The sequence below is a fragment of the Mesorhizobium shangrilense genome, from assembly GCF_028826155.1.
In the GTDB taxonomy this organism is placed as follows: domain Bacteria; phylum Pseudomonadota; class Alphaproteobacteria; order Rhizobiales; family Rhizobiaceae; genus Arvimicrobium; species Arvimicrobium flavum.
Map to the genome: position 1 here is coordinate 181,005 of NZ_JAQGPN010000001.1, position 15,762 is coordinate 196,766.

Consider the following 15,762-nt stretch of genomic DNA (forward strand, 5'->3'; position numbering starts at 1 on the left):
CGTTGGTGCTTAGCGGCTGTCCTCTCCCACTTCGTCATCCCAGGGCAAGCGCAGCGAAGCGGAGCGCGACCCTGGGACCCATGCCAGAACGCTGCGGACGCACACTTACCGTGCCCATGCCGCGAGGTTTAGGGCGAACGCCAACCGTGCTGCTCGCGTCTATGCCGCCGCCGGCCTGGTCACCCGCCTCAGCGTGAGGTTTATGCGGCCGCCATTCTTCAGCAGCGTGGAGGTTTCGGGGTAGATGCGGTCGACCCCGTGGAAGGCGAGCCGCCCTTCCCCGCCGAGGATGACGGCGTCGCCGCTCTCGAGCCGGAACGAGACCGTATTGCCCTGGCGCGTATTCTCGCCCACCCGGAACAGGCAAGCGTCGCCGAGGGAGAGCGACACCACCGGCGCGTCGAAATCCTGCTCGTCGCGATCCTGATGCAGGCCCATCTTCGCCTCGGCCGTATAGAAATTGACCAGGCACGCTTCCGGCGGATGCGGGTAATCCGAAAGCGCGCGCCAGACGGCAAGCAGGCGCTCCGGCATTGCCGGCCACGGCCGTCCGGTGACCGGATGGGTGGCCTGGTAGCGATAGCCGCGGTCCCGGTCGGTCACCCAGCCGAGCGATCCGCAATTGGTCATGCGCACGCTCATCGGCTTGCCGGTCTTGGGCATCGTCGGCACGTAGAGGGGAGCCTCGGCGACGACGGCGCGGATATCGGCCAGCAGCGCATCCTGCGCGGCGGGATCGAGATAGCCCGGCATGTGACGGATGCCTTCCGGCAGGACCAGCATGAGCGACTCCCTGTCTGTCGCAACCAAGATAGGGCCTGCGGCACGGCTTCGTTAACCCGAAATTCACCATGACTTCGCAGCATGTCCGCATCGGTTGCGAAAATGGGGAACGCCGCATGTGCCGGTGGGCGGCCTATCTGGGCGACGAGGTCTTCCTCGAGGACATCGTGACCGCGCCATGCCATTCGCTGATCGCGCAGAGCCACCACGCGCTGGAGGCCAAGACGCCGACCAACGGCGACGGTTTCGGCGTCGCATGGTACGGCGCGCGGCCGGAACCCGGGCTCTATCGCGACATCCTGCCGGCGTGGTCCGATCCCAACCTCAAGAGCCTCTGCCGGCAGATCCGCTCGCGGCTTTTCCTCGCCCATGTGCGCGCCTCGACCGGAGGCGCCACCAGCCGCGCCAACTGCCATCCCTTCGCCTTCGGCCGCTGGTCGTTCATGCACAACGGCCAGATCGGCGGTTTTGAGAAGATCCGCCGGCGGCTGGAAGCCTCCATCGCCGACGACCTCTACGACCTCATGGAGGGGACCACCGATTCCGAGCTGCTGTTCCTGATGATGCTGCAGGAGGGACTGGATGAAGACCCGCAAGGCGCGGCGGAGCGCGCCACGGCGCGTGCCGTGCTTGCGGCGCAGGAGGCGGGCATCCAGTCGGCGATCCGCCTCACCGCGGCATTCTCGGACGGCGAGGCGCTGCACGCGATCCGCTACGCCACCGACGCCTTCGCGCCGACGCTCTACACGGCGCAAGTGTGCGGCGCAGGCCGCTGCCTGGTCTCGGAACCGTTCGACCGGGAAGGGCCGAACTGGCAGCCGATACCCCCCGCGAGCTTCGTGACGATGACGCGGGAGCGAGTCACCATCCGGCCGTTCCAGCCCGGGACGCAGCCGGCGGCGGAGCGGGAACTGGTGGCGTCCTAGCACCGATATGATCGCTTGATCAGAGCGAGACGACCGCGGAGGTTCTTTCCTTCCGACAGAAGTCTCCCGGGTGATGGAAAAACACCTCCCGGGATCTTGCGCTAGAAGCGCACCATGTGACCGCGCTGGCCGGTACTCAGGGGACGCCTCAGGCCAACGTCACGCAAAAGGTGGTCGTCCATCACCTCGAAGGAGGCGAACTCCCGGTTGGCGCCGCGCGCGGCCGACGCGCTGCCGCGCCAGTTCGTCAGACGGCCGAGGAGCCCAGCCCCGGCGCGTCCATCGGTTCTCGTCAAAGTGCTCATGATCAGGCTCCATGCTGCAGCGGAGCGTTCTCCGCCGCGGTTGGCTTTTCAGTCTGCCTCGTCAGGCGCTGAGCGCCATGGGAGGCAGGCAGGCTTCGCATATGGCCGCCATGTGGCGGTGGTCGGTGCCGCAGCACCCGCCGAGGATGCGCATGGCGGGGAACGACCGCATCAGGGCGTGGTAGCGGCGGCCGAGGTCGGCCGGATCGCCGGCGTCGAGCGTCTCGGATTCGTCGAGTTCCTGATGGCTCTTCGCCGAGGCGTTCGCTCGGATGCCGTGAATGCGCTTCATCCAGGGCGCATCCCTGCGCAACGCACCCTCGAAATGGCTCGGGTGCGCGCAGTTGATCATGAAGTAGAGCGGGTACCCGTCCGACTTCTCGTCAACCGTCTCGATGGCTTCCTGCAGGGTGGCCCCGCCAACCAGTCGGCCGTCGGTCTCCACCGTGAAGGCAACCACGCACGGCATCCTTGCCGCCTTCGCGGCGCGTGCGACGCCGAGCGCCTCGTCGATGCTGTTCATCGTGATCGCCGACACCATGTCGGCGGCCGTGTGGGCGAACAGCCCGACCTGAAAGGCGTGGTAATCTTCCGCCTCCGCCGCCCCCATTCGGCCGGCCTTGTAGCCGTCGCCCCTCGGGCCGATGGCGCCGTTGATGACGCAGGGCGTTGTCGGTGTTTCCCACACGTCCCGAAGCGCCTCGACGAGGTCGACCGAAGTGCGATTGACTCTGCGCAGTGCATCCGGCGAGTAGCCGAGCGTGGCGCCCCAGTCGGGACTTGCCCGCCATGTCGCAGTGTCCAGCACAAAGCCGAGCCGGTTCTGCTGGGCGAGCGCCAAGTACTTCTCATAGTAGTCGACCAGATGCGAGCGGCCGGAAGCGCTGTCCAGCAGCACGAAGGATGCGAACTGCGGCAGATCGAGGCCTTGAAGAAAGATGAGCGAGGTCTCCATTCCGCCATCGCTCAAAAAGAGGCCACCCTGCATTTGCGGCAGATCGTGACGATATTTCGCCATTATGGTATTCCTCTCGTTGATAATACCATCCGCCTCATATGTGGGCGGGATCGGATCGACCGCAGATTTGCCGATCTTTTGCCCCGCGGATAGAAATCTCGCGGTCAGGTGATGCCGCCGTTCGCTAAAGCGAAACAAATTCATACGCTTGCGCGGCATGTGGCATCTTGACCGATTTATGTTGGATTGTGTGGCAATTCGAAAACCGTACCGCCGGTACAGCAATTCGAGGGAATTTGGACATGCGCAAGGGCGAAGCGACGCGCGAACGCATCCTCGAGATCGCCGAGGCATCGGTGCTGGCGAAGGGATTCGCGGCGACCTCGATCGAAGAGTTGATCGCCGAGGCGGGCATCACCAAGAGCGGGTTCTTCTACCACTTCCGGGACAAGAACGAATTGGCGCACGAGATGCTGCGCCGCTACGTGGCCTCCGACATGAGCATCCAGGACCAGATCTTCGAGCGGGCCGCGGAACTCTCCGACGACCCGCTGCAGCGCTTCCTGATCGGACTGAAGCTTTTCGCCGAGGCCATGGCGGACCTGCCCGGCGTGCATCCCGGCTGCGTGATCGCATCGATCTGCTACCAGGAGCGACTGTTCGACCGCGAGGTGATCGATCTCAACCGACAGGCGGTGGAGAACATGAACACGCGGTTCCGCGGTTATCTCGAGGCGATCGCCGCGACCTACCCGCCGCGCGAGCCCATCGACCTCGAGGCGATGGCGGAGATGGTGTCCTGCATCGTCGACGGCGGCATCATTATGGCCAAGATCCTGGACGACCCGACGCGGCTGGTGCGCCAGGTGCTGGCCTACAGGGCCTTTGTGAAGCTGCAGTTCTCGCCTGCCGACTCGCTCACCAGACCGGCTCCGGCGCGCGCTGCCTGAACCGCGCGCGCCAGCAAGATCGCCAGTCTCATCAAGCTTCGGCGAGCGGCTTCCACCACTTGAGGCGCAGGGCGTTGCCGAGCACGAAGACCGACGACAGCGCCATGGCTCCGGCCGCGAAGATCGGCGACAGCAGGATTCCGAAAGCGGGATAGAGCGCCCCTGCCGCCACCGGGATCAGCGCGGCGTTGTAGGCAAAGGCCCAGAACAGGTTCTGCTTGATGTTGCGGATCGTGCCCCTGGAGAGCGCGATGGCGTTGGGCACGCCGACAAGGCTCCCCGACATCAGCACCACGTCCGCCGCCTCCACTGCAATGTCCGTGCCGGTGCCGATGGCGATGCCGACATCCGCCTCCGCGAGCGCCGGAGCGTCATTGATGCCGTCGCCCACGAAGGCGAGCGCGCCATGCGCGGCCTTCAGCCTTTTGACCGTCTCGACCTTGCCTTCCGGCAGCACCTCGGCGACCACCTCGTCAATACCGAGACGCCTGGCGATGGCGTGCGCCGTGCGCGCGTTGTCGCCGGTGATCATCGCCACCTTGAGACCCAGTTCGTGCAGGGCCGCGATCGCCCTGGGCGTCGTTTCCTTTATCGGGTCGGCGACCGCGATGATCGCGGCAAGCTTGCCGCCAATCGCGGCATAGAGCGGCGACTTGCCCTCGTCGCCGAGCCGAGCAGCGGTTTCGGCGAATTGAGCAACGTCGAGGCCCAATGCCGTCATGTAGCGATCGGCGCCGATCTCGATGCGCTCGCCGCCGATCGTCGCCGCAACCCCAAAGCCAGTGACGGATTCGAAACTGTCGATGGCGGGTAGGTCCAGGCCATCGGCTTCGGCCGCCTCGACGATCGCCCGGGCAATCGGGTGCTCGGACCTGGCCTCGACCGCCGCAACGCGCGCCAGCACGCCGGCCCGGTCGAAGCCCGCGGCCAACTCAAGATCGGTGAGCGCCGGCCGGCCTTCGGTCAGCGTGCCTGTCTTGTCGACGGCGACCACCTTGGCGTCCTTCAGCAGTTGCAGGGCCTCGCCCTTGCGGAAGAGCACGCCCATCTCGGCGCCGCGACCGGTGCCGACCATGATCGAGGTCGGCGTCGCCAACCCCATGGCACAGGGGCACGCGATGATGAGGACCGCGACGGCGTTGACCAGGGCAAAGGTGAGCGCCGGAGACGGACCGAAATAGAACCAGGCAACGAACGTCGCGGCGGCCATTGCGATCACGGCGGGCACAAACCACATCGTCACCTTGTCCACCATCGCCTGGATCGGCAGCTTCGAGCCTTGCGCCTCCTCGACCATGCGGATGATCTGCGAGAGCACGGTCGCAGCGCCCACCGCGGTCGCGGTGAAGGCAAAGGCGCCGTTCTGGTTGACGGTGCCGCCGACGACCGCGCTGCCGGCCTTCTTCGCCACCGGGATGGGTTCGCCGGTGATCATGGATTCGTCGACATAGCTCTCCCCCTCGACGACCTCGCCGTCGACCGGCAGACGCTCGCCCGGGCGGACCTCGACCAGGTCTCCGGGCACCACCTCGCCGATGGCGATCTCGACGGCTTTCCCGTCGCGCCGGACCCGCGCCGTCTTCGCCTGCAGCCCAACCAGCCGCTTGATCGCTTCGGACGTGCGCCCCTTGGCGCGCGCCTCCAGGAACCGTCCGAGCAGGATGAGCGTCACGATCACCGCCGCTGCCTCGTAGTACACGTTGACCGTGCCGGCCGGCAGGAGCGAGGCCGCGAAGGTGGCGACCACCGAATAGGCATAGGCCGCCATCGTACCGACGGCGACAAGGGAGTTCATGTCAGGCGCGAGCCGGAAAAGGGCCGGGATGCCCTTCTGGTAGAAACGGATGCCCGGTACGAAAAGCACCAGCGTGGTCAGCGCGAACTGGATGTACCAGTTCCACTGCATGCCGATGGTCGCCATGATCAGTTCATGTGCGCCGGGAATGAGATGCGAGCCCATTTCCAGGACAAAGACCGGCAGCGTCAGCACCGCCGCGAGGATCAGGTCGCGCCGAAGTTCCGCCTGCTCGGCCTGCTTCTTCGCAACAGCCTCGTCCGTATCGAAGGCGGCGCGATCGATCAGCCTGGCGGTGTAGCCGGCTGCGTCGACAGCCGCCAACAGCGCGGCCGCGTCGGCAGCACCCCGGATGCTCGCCCGTTCCGTCGCAAGGTTGACGCTGGCTTCGGTCACACCGGGAACCGCTTTCAACGCGCGCTCCACGCGTCCGACGCATGACGCGCAAGTCATGCCGTCAATGGAAAGCTCCATTACCGTTGACGGCACCGAATAGCCGGCGGCCTCCACCGCCTCTGCCAGCGCGGCCCTATCGAGGGGGCCGTCGACGCTGATATCGGCGCGTTCGGTGGCGAGGTTCACATTGACCTTGCCGACGCCGGCGACCTTCCGAAGCGCGGCTTCGACCCGCCCGACGCAGGAGGCGCAGGTCATCCCCTCGATCGGGAGACTGAGGGTCGCGGCAGCCCGCGGATGATCTTTCAGTGGGGCGTTCATCTTGGCTTCCATGCACGTTCGAATGGTTGTTGATCGCAGTCATGCACCTTCCCATCAGTGGAAGGTCAAGGGGATATTTCCGGTCGATCTTTTGGCCGCCGACCAGACCCGCGGTTCTGCGCACCTGCTAAGGGCGACCCGACAGTCCACGGAACCGAACCGCCCTCCAAACGCTTATCCATACCCGTACGGGGTATTGAGACAGCCATGTGTGAAAAGAACAGCAAAACCATCTGCACCAGGCTGAACAGGATTGCCGGGCAGGTGAAGGGCATCAGGCAGATGGTCGAGGACCAGCGCTACTGCGTGGACATCCTCTATCAGATCCATGCGGTCAAAGCCGCGCTGGCGAGGGTCGAGACAGAGGTCCTCAGGTCACACGCCGCTTGGTGCGTGGAGGAAGCGATCCTTTCCGGCGACGCCGCCCAGCAGCGCGAGAAATTCCATGAACTGGTGGACGTCTTCGCCAAGGCGAAGCTCTGATCGCGGGCGACGTACGGTCGAGCCCGCATGCATCGGGCCCGGAAACCGAGCAACAACAGGAGCTTCGACATGGAGCATACTTCCCACGCGACAGGCGCCCATCACGCGACGAGCTCCGGCCGTCCCTACCTGATGTTCTGGATCAACATGGGTCTCGGCCTGGTCGTCATGTATGTCGTGATGTTCTCGATGATCGATGGCGTCCACGATTTTCGCAACAACCTCAACATGTTCTACATGGCCGTGACGATGTGGGCGCCGATGGGCGTCTTCATGCTGGCGACGATGCCGGGCATGTATCCCAACAAGCGCCTCAACGTCGCACTCCATGTGCTGTTCGTGATCCTCACGGTCGGCTCGTTCGCGGCAACCCGGGCGCAGACGTTGATCGACGACCGCCAGTTCATCGCCTCGATGATCCCCCATCACTCCGGCGCGATCCTGATGTGCCGGGAGGCCGACCTGACAGACGCCGAGCTGGTTGCCCTCTGCCAGGACATCGTCGCCGCGCAGCGCGCGGAAATCGATCAGATGGAACGGATTGGAGCGCGCCTGGGAGAGGCAACAAACACCCCGCAATGAGGCAGTTCGCCGGCATGGGAACGGCGCGCCAGAGGGCGCGCCGTGTATTCATTTCGGCCGGCCGGGATCAGGCCCGCATGGAGTCGAGCTGTTCCTGGTTCTTCTCCACGTCCTGCGCCTTCAGGTAGCTCTCGATGAGCAACTGATAGGCGGGGAAGATTTTCGTGTAGACGCCAGCCCATTCCTGCGCGTCGTCGCGGTGCCAGGTCTTCTGCAATTCGGAGGCAACCGCCGCCGTGTCCATGGGCACCACGCCGGCCTGCGTGATGCGGGCGAGAGTGATCTCCTGCGCCATCTTGGAATAGGTGCCGGACGCGTCGACCACGGCAAACACCTTATAGCCGTCATAGACGGCGCTGATCGCCGGGAATGCCATGCAGACGCTGGTGATGGTCCCGGCGATGATCAGCGTCTTGCGCCCGGTCGCCTTGACCGCGGCGACGAAGTCCGGATTGTCCCAGGCGTTGATCTCGCCCTTGCGCGCCACATACCGGGCATGCGGGGCGTTCTCATGGATCTCCGGGATCAGCGGCCCGTTCGGCCCCTGCGGCACGGAGGCCGTGGTGATGACCGGGATCTTGGCGAGCGTCGCCATCCTGGCAAGCGCGGCGGCGTGGTTGCGCAGAACCGGCATGGGCATGTCGGCGACGGTCTGGAACAGACCGCTCTGATGGTCGATCAGCAAGAGGACGGCGTCGTCGACGTCAATGACGGGACGCTTGCCGTTGAAGTTGGCAATGTGGTTGCTCATTTCGTTCTCCGTGGTTCGTCCGGTGGGTCGGGCAGGCAGGCCGCCTGCCCAGTCGGCGAAGGCCGCTACTTGGCCGCCTGCAGCTGGGCGTAGCTGGTCATCAGGTTGCGATAGTCCGGGATGTGGTTCGCAAACAGCGTGCCCAGCCCCTCGACGTCGTTGCGCCAATCGCGGTGCAGCTCACAGGCGACACCGAACCAGGTCATCAGCTGCGCGCCGGCTTCCGTCATGCGGTCCCACGCCGAATGGCGGGTGAGCTCATTGAAGGTGCCCGAGGCGTCGGTGACGACGAAGACGTCGAACCCCTCGGCGAGCGCCGACAGTGCGGGGAATGCGACGCAGACCTCGGTCACCACGCCGGCGATGATGAGCTGCTTCTTGCCGGTGGCCTTGACCGCCTTGACGAAGTCCTCGTTGTCCCACGCATTGATCTGGCCCGGACGCGGAATGAAGGCGGCATCCGGCAGCGTCTCCTTCAGCTCGGGGAGCAGCGGGCCGTTGGGCCGTTCTCGAAGCTGGTCGACAGGACCGTCGGCAGGTTGAAGTACTTTGCGATATCGGCGACGGCCAGAACGTTGTTGCGGAACTGGTCGGGGGCGATGTCGCGCACCAGCGAAAGAAGACCGGTCTGATGGTCGACGAGCAGGACGGCAGCGTTGTCCTTGTCCAGGCGGACGTAAGGCTTGGTCATTTTCTTCTCCTTGAGTTCCGCAGATTATATTGATGCGGACCCGCTGCGGACTTTCGGGCCCGCATGCGCGGTCAAGCGGCGATGGCGCCGAACTTGCCCGCGCGGAAATCAGCGAAGGCCTGCTGCAGCTCTTCCTGCGTGTTCATGACGAAGGGACCGCGCATGGCTACGGGTTCGCCAAGCGGCTCGCCGCCCAGCACAAGCACTGTGGCGTCGCTTTCGGCATCGAGCGTGAAGGCCCCGCCCGTTCGGTCGAGAAGCACAAACTGCCCCTCGCGCGCCGCCGACCCGCCATTCACCCGCACCGAGCCGCGCAGCACGACAAGGCCGGCCGTGTGACCTTCCGGCAATTCGAGCAATGCCGACTTGCCCTGCCTCACCTTCACGTCCCAGAGATCGATCGGCGAGAAGGTGCGGGCCGGGCCCTTGCGGCTCTCGTGCTCGCCGGCAATGACCCGGAGGCTTCCGGCATCGTCAGGCAGGTCGATCGACGGAATGTCGTCGCTAAGCAGGGTCTGGTAACCCGGCGCGGCATTCTTGTCCTTCGCGGGAAGGTTGACCCAGAGCTGCACCATGTCGAGCGTGCCGCCGCGCCTGGTGAAGGCCTGCGAGTGGAATTCCTTGTGCAGGATGCCCGCGGCAGCCGTCATCCACTGCACGTCGCCGGGACCGATGATCCCGCCCGCTCCGGTCGAGTCGCGGTGCTCGACCTCGCCCTCATATACGATGGTCACCGTCTCGAAGCCACGATGCGGATGCGCACCGACGCCGCGCGGCCGGTCGGCCGGCGGAAAAGCCGTCGGCCCGGCATGGTCCAGATGCAGGAACGGGCTGACATGCTCGCCGTGCGTGGCATAGGACAGCATGGAGCGGACCGGGAAACCGTCGCCCACCCAGTGCTGCGCAGGGCTGCTGTAGATACCGAGGACTTTTCGCATTGCGGTTCTCCTGTTCGCGCCGTTTCGAGCAATCACGTTGGGATAAACCTATGACTGCAACAAAACTCGCGGAAGCCATGCGAGCGTGCTAGTCTGTCCTGGAAACAGGACAATCGACGGCTTGAACGCCATGCTTGATCTCAACGACCTTCGCTTTTTCGTTGATGTTGTGGAACAGAACGGCTTTGCGGCAGCTGCGCGCAAGCTCGAGATGCCCCGCTCTCGCCTGAGCCGCCGCATCGGCATGCTGGAGGAAAGCTTGGGTGTCCGCTTGATCCAACGGTCGACCCGCCACTTCGCAGTGACCGAAATCGGTCAGGAGTTCTATCGCCATTGCCTGGCGATGGTGGTGGAGGCGGAAGCCGCCGAGGAGGCGATCGCCCGCATCCAGGCCGAGCCGCAGGGACTGGTGCGCGTCAGCAGCCCCTCGCCATTGATCTATCTCCAGCTGGGGGGAATGATCGCCCGCTTCATGACGAAATGCCCCAAGGTGAAGGTCCATCTGGAAAGCACAAATCGACGCGTCGACCCGATCCGCGAAGGCTTCGACCTGGCCATCAGGGTGCGCTTTCCGCCGCTCGACGACAGCGATCTGGTGATCCGCAAGCTCGGCGACAGCAGGCAGCGGCTGGTGGCGAGCCCGATGCTGCTCGACGGCTGCTTTTCCAGGCCGCTCGTGCCGGCCGATCTGACGGCGATGCCGAGCCTCGCCTGGGGGCCGTCACACTCCGATCACGAATGGCGCCTCGACGGCCCGGAAGGCGCCACCGCCGTCATTCCGCACGCCCCGCGGCTGATCACCGAGGATATGGTGGCTCTCAGGGAGGCGGCTCTTGCCGGGATCGGGGTCTGCCAGTTGCCGACGATCGTCGCGAGGGAAGACGTGAAAGCGGGCAGACTGGTCGACATCCTGCCGCAATGGGCCCCGCGGGCCGGCATCGTCCACGCCGCCTTTCCCTCCCGCCGCGGCCTGCTGCCGTCTGTCCGGTCGCTGGTGGACTTCCTGGCAGAGGAATATGCAGCCTTGAGCAAGGCCGAGCAGGATCAGCCGTTGGGGCCCGACAAGCCGCTGCCGTGACGGCATCCTCCCGCAGCGGTCAGCCCGCGCACGCGGCCAGCTGAGTATTTTGCAACCCCCATACGATGTTTGCATTGGAGATGGTCCGCGGCTTCGGCCATGCTTCAGGCGTGTCGGGTTTGGGGGAAAACATGAAGCAGCAGGAGCCGCCTGCGCCGGTGAGGAGTCTCACGGTGTCGCGCGATCACGGACATGTTCTGCATGTCGAAAGCCACGGCAACCAAGCCGGCATTCCCACGGTAATCCTGCACGGCGGACCCGGAGCCGGAATCTCCTATCGCCAGCTGCAGACCGTCGATCTCGCGCGCCATCAGGTTATACTTTTCGACCAGCGCGGTTCCGGGAAGTCTACGCCGACCGCCTCGCTGGAGGCGAACACGACCGCCCATCTCGTCGGTGATCTCGAAGCAATTCGCGAACAATTCGGGTTCGAGAAGTGGATCGTGGCCGGCGGGTCGTGGGGGAGCACGCTTGCGCTGGCCTACGCCCAGAAACATCCAGATCGCGTAGCCGCCCTGCGATTGTACGGAATTTTCCTGGCAAGCCGCGAAGAGGTCGACTGGTGGTTTCAAGGGATAAGCACGGCCTATCCCGATTACTGGGAGGACTTCGCAGCGCACGTGACGCCGGCAGAGCGCGGCGACCTGTGCGCCGCTTATCATCAGCGCTTGACGTCGAACGACAACGAGACGTCGATGTCTGCATCCTACGCGCTGCGGCTTTTCTCGGCCCGCACACAGACGCTGGAGCCATCCGAAACCCATGTGCACGACGTGCTTGCGGCGCCCGAGAAGGTTCTCGCCGTCGCCCGTCTCTTTACGCACTATTGCAGGAACCGCGCCTTCATGCGCAGCGGCGAACTTCTGCAGGGCATTGATCGCATCCGGCACATACCTGCCGAGATCGTCCAGGCGCGCTACGACATGGTCACACCCATGCGGACCGCCTGGGCTTTGCACCGGGCGTGGCCGGAGGCCGGATTCCGGATCGTCACGCTGTCCAACCACACATGCAGCGAACCGATGCTGGCTGAACTCAGAGCAGCAATGGATCGATTGGGAGCCTTGTCCGGCCTGTAGACGGCCGGAACGCCGGCGCGTCGTCCATGCCAAGCTCGCACTGCGTAGGCGTGGCAGAGCGGCGCGTGAGAACGAAACCGAACAAAGGGGGAGACAATGAAGTATTTTCAGAAAGCCATGCTTGGCGTGGCCGCGCTTGCGTTCACGGGTTCAGGGTCTGCGGCGGTCGCCGACTCGCGGTCCGACGTTATGGTCATGGCCTGGAACGTGGATGCGATCGCCAGCTTCGACCCGGCACAGGCCGCAGACACCGTGACGGTCGAACTGCTGCAGAACCTGTGCGATCGCCTTGTCGATATCGATCCGAACGACGAGACCAAGGTGGTCCCCGGATTGGCCGAAAGCTGGGAAGTCTCGGACGACGGACTGACGATCACCTTCCGTCTGCGCGACGACCTGAAGTTCCCCAATGGCAAGGCTGCGACGGCAGGCGACATGGCCTGGTCCCTGCAACGCGTCGTCCAGATCGGACTTGGGGCTGCGACGGCGATCACCGAATACGGCTTCAACAAGGGCAATGTCGAAACAAGCATCACAGCGCCCGATGACCGCACGCTGGTCCTCAAGCTGGACAAGCCCTATCCGTCGTCCCTCGTCCTGCAGGGCCTCGGTGCCTACTATGTCGCCGCGCTCGTCGACCGGGAAACGGTCCTGGCCAATGCGGTCGAAGGCGACCTCGGCAACAAGTATCTCTCCACGCGCACCGAATGCGTCGGTCCCTACAAGCTGGCGCGCTGGAACCCGGGGGAAGTCGTCGTCTACGAGCGAAACGACGTCTACCATGGTCAGAAGCCGGCCATGCGCCAGATCATCATCCGCCATGTGGCTGAAACCGGTACGCAGCGCCTGATGCTCGAGAAGGGGGACGTCGACGTTGCCCGAGATCTCATGCCGGAGGACATCAGCAATCTGGCCAAGCAGCCGGATGTCCGGATCGAAACCACCTACCGACCGACGATCACCCATCTGACGCTGAACAACGCGCATGAGGCGCTGGCCAAGGAGGAGGTGCGGATGGCTCTGCGCTATCTCCTTGACTACGACGCCATGCAGGACAGCTTTCTCAAGAATATCGGCGTGATGCGCGGCGCGCCGGTTCAGCTTGGCGCCTTTGGCGCGCTGGACGAAAAGGAGGGGCAGCCGTTCCATCTGGATATCGACAAGGCGCGGGAACTCCTCGCCAAAGCCGGATACGCCGATGGTTTCGAGATCAAGATGGTCATCGGTACGCATTCCTATGCGATGCCGATCGCTCAGCACTTCCAGCAGAACGCCGCCAAGGTGGGGATCAAGGTGTCCATCGAGCGCATGGCGAACGCACAGCTTTTTGCCAAGGTGCGCGGCCGGGAGTTTGAGCTTGCGATCATGAGCTGGACGACGTCGGTGGGCGATGCCCACGGCATGCTCTCGCGCCAGGTCTACAATCCGGACAATTCGGCAGAGGCCAAGTACACCCAGTATCCGAGCTGGCGTTCGTCCTACTACTCGCAACAATACAACACGCAGGTCATGGACGCCCTAATGGAGAGGGACCCATCCAAGCGCGAGGAGATGTACAAGCAGATCCAGCGCGACATGATGGAAATCGGCCCACAGGTCTACATTTTCCAGACCACGCAGGCGGTAGCGGTGCGCAACACGCTGAAGAACTGGCGGTTCAACAGCTATCGCGCCTACTACAACCTGGCGTCGAAGTAGGCGGCGCCTTCCCCCGAGTCTTAGGAACACCCCAATGGCTGCGCCCATCCTTTCGCGTCCGCGGACGCGGAGATTGCTCCGCCTGGCCGGCAAGGCAGGCGTCACGGTGGCCTCGATCTCCGTGACGCTGCTCGGCCTGATGCTGCTTACATTCCTCATCGGGCGCATGCTGCCGCTCGATCCGGTCATCAAGGTGGTGGGCGAGAACGCCACGCAGGAAGCCTACGAGAAGGCTTATCGACAACTGGGGCTCGACCAGCCGCTGATCGTGCAGTTCCTGAGCTATCTCAAGAGTGCGATCACGCTGGATCTTGGCAATGCGCTCACCTCGGGCCGCCCGGTTGTCGAAGACATCGCACGCGTGTTCCCCGCCACCGTCGAATTGGCGACGGTGGCGATGGCCATCGGCGCTGCACTCGGGATTCCGCTCGGTGTCTACTCTGCCATGTATGCCAACAGCCCTCTCGACCATCTGGTGAGAACGCTGTGCCTGATCGGATACTCCACGCCGAATTTCTGGCTCGGGCTGATGGGCCTGATGGTCTTCTACGTGGGCCTCGGCTGGGTCGCAGGACCGGGCCGCATCGATATCAGCTACGAGTATTCGGTCGAGATGAGGACCGGCTTCTTGTTCTACGACACGCTCAGGGCGGGGAACATGGAAGCCTTCCGCTCCGCCGTCTCGCACATCGTATTGCCGGCTTCGATCCTGGCATTTGGGGCCATGACATATATCAGCCGCATGACGCGCAGCTTCATGGCTGCCCAGCTTGCCCAGGAATATGTGATAACCGCCCGCGTGAAGGGACTTTCCTGGCGGCGCACCGTCTGGGTTCACGCTTTCCGAAACATCGGCGTCCAGGTTCTGACCGTGTGCGCGCTGTCCTACGCCTTCCTGTTCGAAGGGGCGGTGCTGACGGAAACGGTGTTCGCGTGGCCCGGCTTCGGCCGGTATCTGACGACGGCCCTGATGGCCGGCGACATGAACGCGGTGGTCGGCTGTACCTTGCTCGTGGGGTTGATCTTCGTCCTGATCAACTTGCTTTGCGACTTTCTCTACAAGTTCCTCGACCCGCGCACGCGATAGGAACGCGTCGCATCGTCCCCTCGTTTCCAGGATAGATCATGAACCTGCGAGACTACATAGACGCCCCGGTTCCGGCTTCGGCGCGGCAGGCCCGTGTCCAGCAATTCGTCCGCGCCGGCAGGCGGTTTGCACGCAACTCATCGGCGCTGGCGGGGCTTGTCTGCCTGGTTCTCCTCTTCTTCATCGCTATCTTCGCACCGTGGATCGCAACCCACGATCCCTACGCACAGGCATTGAGCGAGCGTTTGCAGCCCTTTTCGGCCCAACATTGGCTTGGTACGGACGAACTGGGGCGGGACATATTCAGCCGCCTCGTTCACGGCACCCGCATCACGCTTTACATCGCGTTCCTGACAGCGGTCATCGTCGGACCGATCGGGCTCGCCGTCGGCACCGTCGCCGGGTATTTTGGGAAATGGATCGACGTCGTTCTGATGCGTGTGGTCGACGTGTTTCTCGCGTTTCCGACCCTCGTCCTCGCCCTGGCCTTTGTGACCGCGCTCGGTCCCGGCCTTGAAAACGCGGTCATAGCGATCTCGCTTTCGGTCTGGCCTCCGATCGCCCGTCTTGCCCGCGCCGAAACGCTGACGATCCGCAACTCGGACTACGTGGCTGCCATGCGCCTGCAAGGGGCATCGTCGTGGCGGATCATATGGTCGGACATTGTTCCGATGTGCCTGCCGTCCGTGGTTGTGCGCGTCACGCTGAACGTCGCCACCATCATCCTGACTGCAGCTGGGCTGGGATTTCTCGGTCTCGGCGCGCAGCCGCCAAGCTCCGAGTGGGGCGCCATGCTGTCGACCGGGCGGGAGTACATGATGGGAAGCTGGTGGATCGCCGCCGTGCCGGGGGTGGCGATCCTGGTGACCAGCCTTTCGGTCAGCCTGGTCGGCGACGGACTTCGCGATGTGTTGGACCCGCGCCATGACTGATCTCCTACC

General features: G+C 64.3%; 17 protein-coding genes. 9 read left to right on the forward strand and 8 right to left on the reverse strand.

Annotated features, from left to right (window positions below):
- Positions 1 to 159: 159 nt before the first annotated feature.
- A complete protein-coding gene (locus tag PD284_RS00890) occupies positions 160 to 783 on the reverse strand; it encodes an alpha-ketoglutarate-dependent dioxygenase AlkB family protein (RefSeq protein ID WP_274626359.1) in 624 nt (207 codons plus the stop codon).
- 116 nt (positions 784 to 899) lie between these two features.
- Here PD284_RS00890 and PD284_RS00895 point away from each other — a divergent pair, with 116 nt between their 5' ends.
- Positions 900 to 1,709 (forward strand): class II glutamine amidotransferase, encoded by an 810-nt coding sequence (locus tag PD284_RS00895; protein WP_274630500.1) that lies wholly within the window; start codon positions 900 to 902, stop codon positions 1,707 to 1,709.
- Between the two features lie 101 nt (positions 1,710 to 1,810).
- Here PD284_RS00895 and PD284_RS00900 read toward each other — a convergent pair whose 3' ends face one another.
- Both PD284_RS00900 and PD284_RS00905 read right to left on the reverse strand, forming a co-directional pair.
- On the reverse strand, positions 1,811 to 2,014 hold the full coding sequence (locus PD284_RS00900) for a hypothetical protein (protein ID WP_274626360.1): 204 nt from the start codon (positions 2,012 to 2,014) through the stop codon (positions 1,811 to 1,813).
- 61 nt (positions 2,015 to 2,075) lie between these two features.
- The gene (locus PD284_RS00905; RefSeq protein WP_274626361.1) at positions 2,076 to 3,032 is read right to left on the reverse strand and encodes a homocysteine S-methyltransferase family protein; all 957 of its coding nucleotides are present in this window, start codon (positions 3,030 to 3,032) and stop codon (positions 2,076 to 2,078) included.
- A 242-nt stretch (positions 3,033 to 3,274) separates the two neighbouring features.
- Between PD284_RS00905 and PD284_RS00910 the strand changes: the two genes are divergently transcribed.
- Positions 3,275 to 3,922, forward strand: coding sequence for a TetR/AcrR family transcriptional regulator (locus PD284_RS00910; RefSeq protein WP_274626362.1), 648 nt, complete (start codon positions 3,275 to 3,277; stop codon positions 3,920 to 3,922).
- Positions 3,923 to 3,953: 31 nt separating this feature from the next.
- On the opposite strand, the gene PD284_RS00915 is transcribed toward PD284_RS00910, so the two are convergent.
- On the reverse strand, positions 3,954 to 6,434 hold the full coding sequence (locus tag PD284_RS00915) for a heavy metal translocating P-type ATPase (protein ID WP_274626363.1): 2,481 nt from the start codon (positions 6,432 to 6,434) through the stop codon (positions 3,954 to 3,956).
- 207 nt (positions 6,435 to 6,641) lie between these two features.
- Between PD284_RS00915 and PD284_RS00920 the strand changes: the two genes are divergently transcribed.
- Positions 6,642 to 6,917: a metal-sensitive transcriptional regulator gene (locus PD284_RS00920; protein WP_274626364.1), complete on the forward strand. Its 276-nt coding sequence runs from the start codon at positions 6,642 to 6,644 to the stop codon at positions 6,915 to 6,917.
- Between the two features lie 69 nt (positions 6,918 to 6,986).
- Positions 6,987 to 7,499 (forward strand): DUF305 domain-containing protein, encoded by a 513-nt coding sequence (locus PD284_RS00925; protein WP_274626365.1) that lies wholly within the window; start codon positions 6,987 to 6,989, stop codon positions 7,497 to 7,499.
- A gap of 67 nt (positions 7,500 to 7,566) precedes the next feature.
- Here the strand turns inward: PD284_RS00925 and PD284_RS00930 are convergent, their stop codons facing one another.
- The 4 genes from PD284_RS00930 to PD284_RS00945 form a co-directional block, all read right to left on the reverse strand.
- Positions 7,567 to 8,250 (reverse strand): hydrolase, encoded by a 684-nt coding sequence (locus PD284_RS00930; RefSeq protein ID WP_274626366.1) that lies wholly within the window; start codon positions 8,248 to 8,250, stop codon positions 7,567 to 7,569.
- A 65-nt stretch (positions 8,251 to 8,315) separates the two neighbouring features.
- The gene (locus PD284_RS00935; protein WP_338036680.1) at positions 8,316 to 8,741 is read right to left on the reverse strand and encodes an isochorismatase family protein; all 426 of its coding nucleotides are present in this window, start codon (positions 8,739 to 8,741) and stop codon (positions 8,316 to 8,318) included.
- The gene (locus PD284_RS27020) at positions 8,726 to 8,941 is read right to left on the reverse strand and encodes a cysteine hydrolase family protein (RefSeq protein WP_274626367.1); all 216 of its coding nucleotides are present in this window, start codon (positions 8,939 to 8,941) and stop codon (positions 8,726 to 8,728) included. The genes PD284_RS00935 and PD284_RS27020 overlap by 16 nt, the downstream gene beginning before the upstream one ends.
- A gap of 71 nt (positions 8,942 to 9,012) precedes the next feature.
- On the reverse strand, positions 9,013 to 9,879 hold the full coding sequence (locus PD284_RS00945; protein WP_274626368.1) for a pirin family protein: 867 nt from the start codon (positions 9,877 to 9,879) through the stop codon (positions 9,013 to 9,015).
- Between the two features lie 130 nt (positions 9,880 to 10,009).
- On the opposite strand from PD284_RS00945, the gene PD284_RS00950 reads away from it, so the two are divergent.
- From PD284_RS00950 to PD284_RS00970, 5 genes are all read left to right on the forward strand, one after another.
- Complete coding sequence (locus tag PD284_RS00950; RefSeq protein WP_274630502.1) at positions 10,010 to 10,957, forward strand: LysR family transcriptional regulator; 948 nt, start codon at positions 10,010 to 10,012, stop codon at positions 10,955 to 10,957.
- A 131-nt stretch (positions 10,958 to 11,088) separates the two neighbouring features.
- Positions 11,089 to 12,036, forward strand: a complete 948-nt coding sequence (gene pip, locus PD284_RS00955) for a prolyl aminopeptidase (protein WP_274626369.1) — start codon at positions 11,089 to 11,091, stop codon at positions 12,034 to 12,036.
- Between the two features lie 96 nt (positions 12,037 to 12,132).
- Entirely contained in the window at positions 12,133 to 13,734 is a 1,602-nt protein-coding gene (locus tag PD284_RS00960) for an ABC transporter substrate-binding protein (RefSeq protein WP_274626370.1), read from the forward strand.
- Between the two features lie 34 nt (positions 13,735 to 13,768).
- Positions 13,769 to 14,821, forward strand: a complete 1,053-nt coding sequence (locus PD284_RS00965) for an ABC transporter permease (protein ID WP_274626371.1) — start codon at positions 13,769 to 13,771, stop codon at positions 14,819 to 14,821.
- A 38-nt stretch (positions 14,822 to 14,859) separates the two neighbouring features.
- Positions 14,860 to 15,753, forward strand: a complete 894-nt coding sequence (locus PD284_RS00970) for an ABC transporter permease (RefSeq protein ID WP_274626372.1) — start codon at positions 14,860 to 14,862, stop codon at positions 15,751 to 15,753.
- Positions 15,754 to 15,762: the final 9 nt, after the last annotated feature.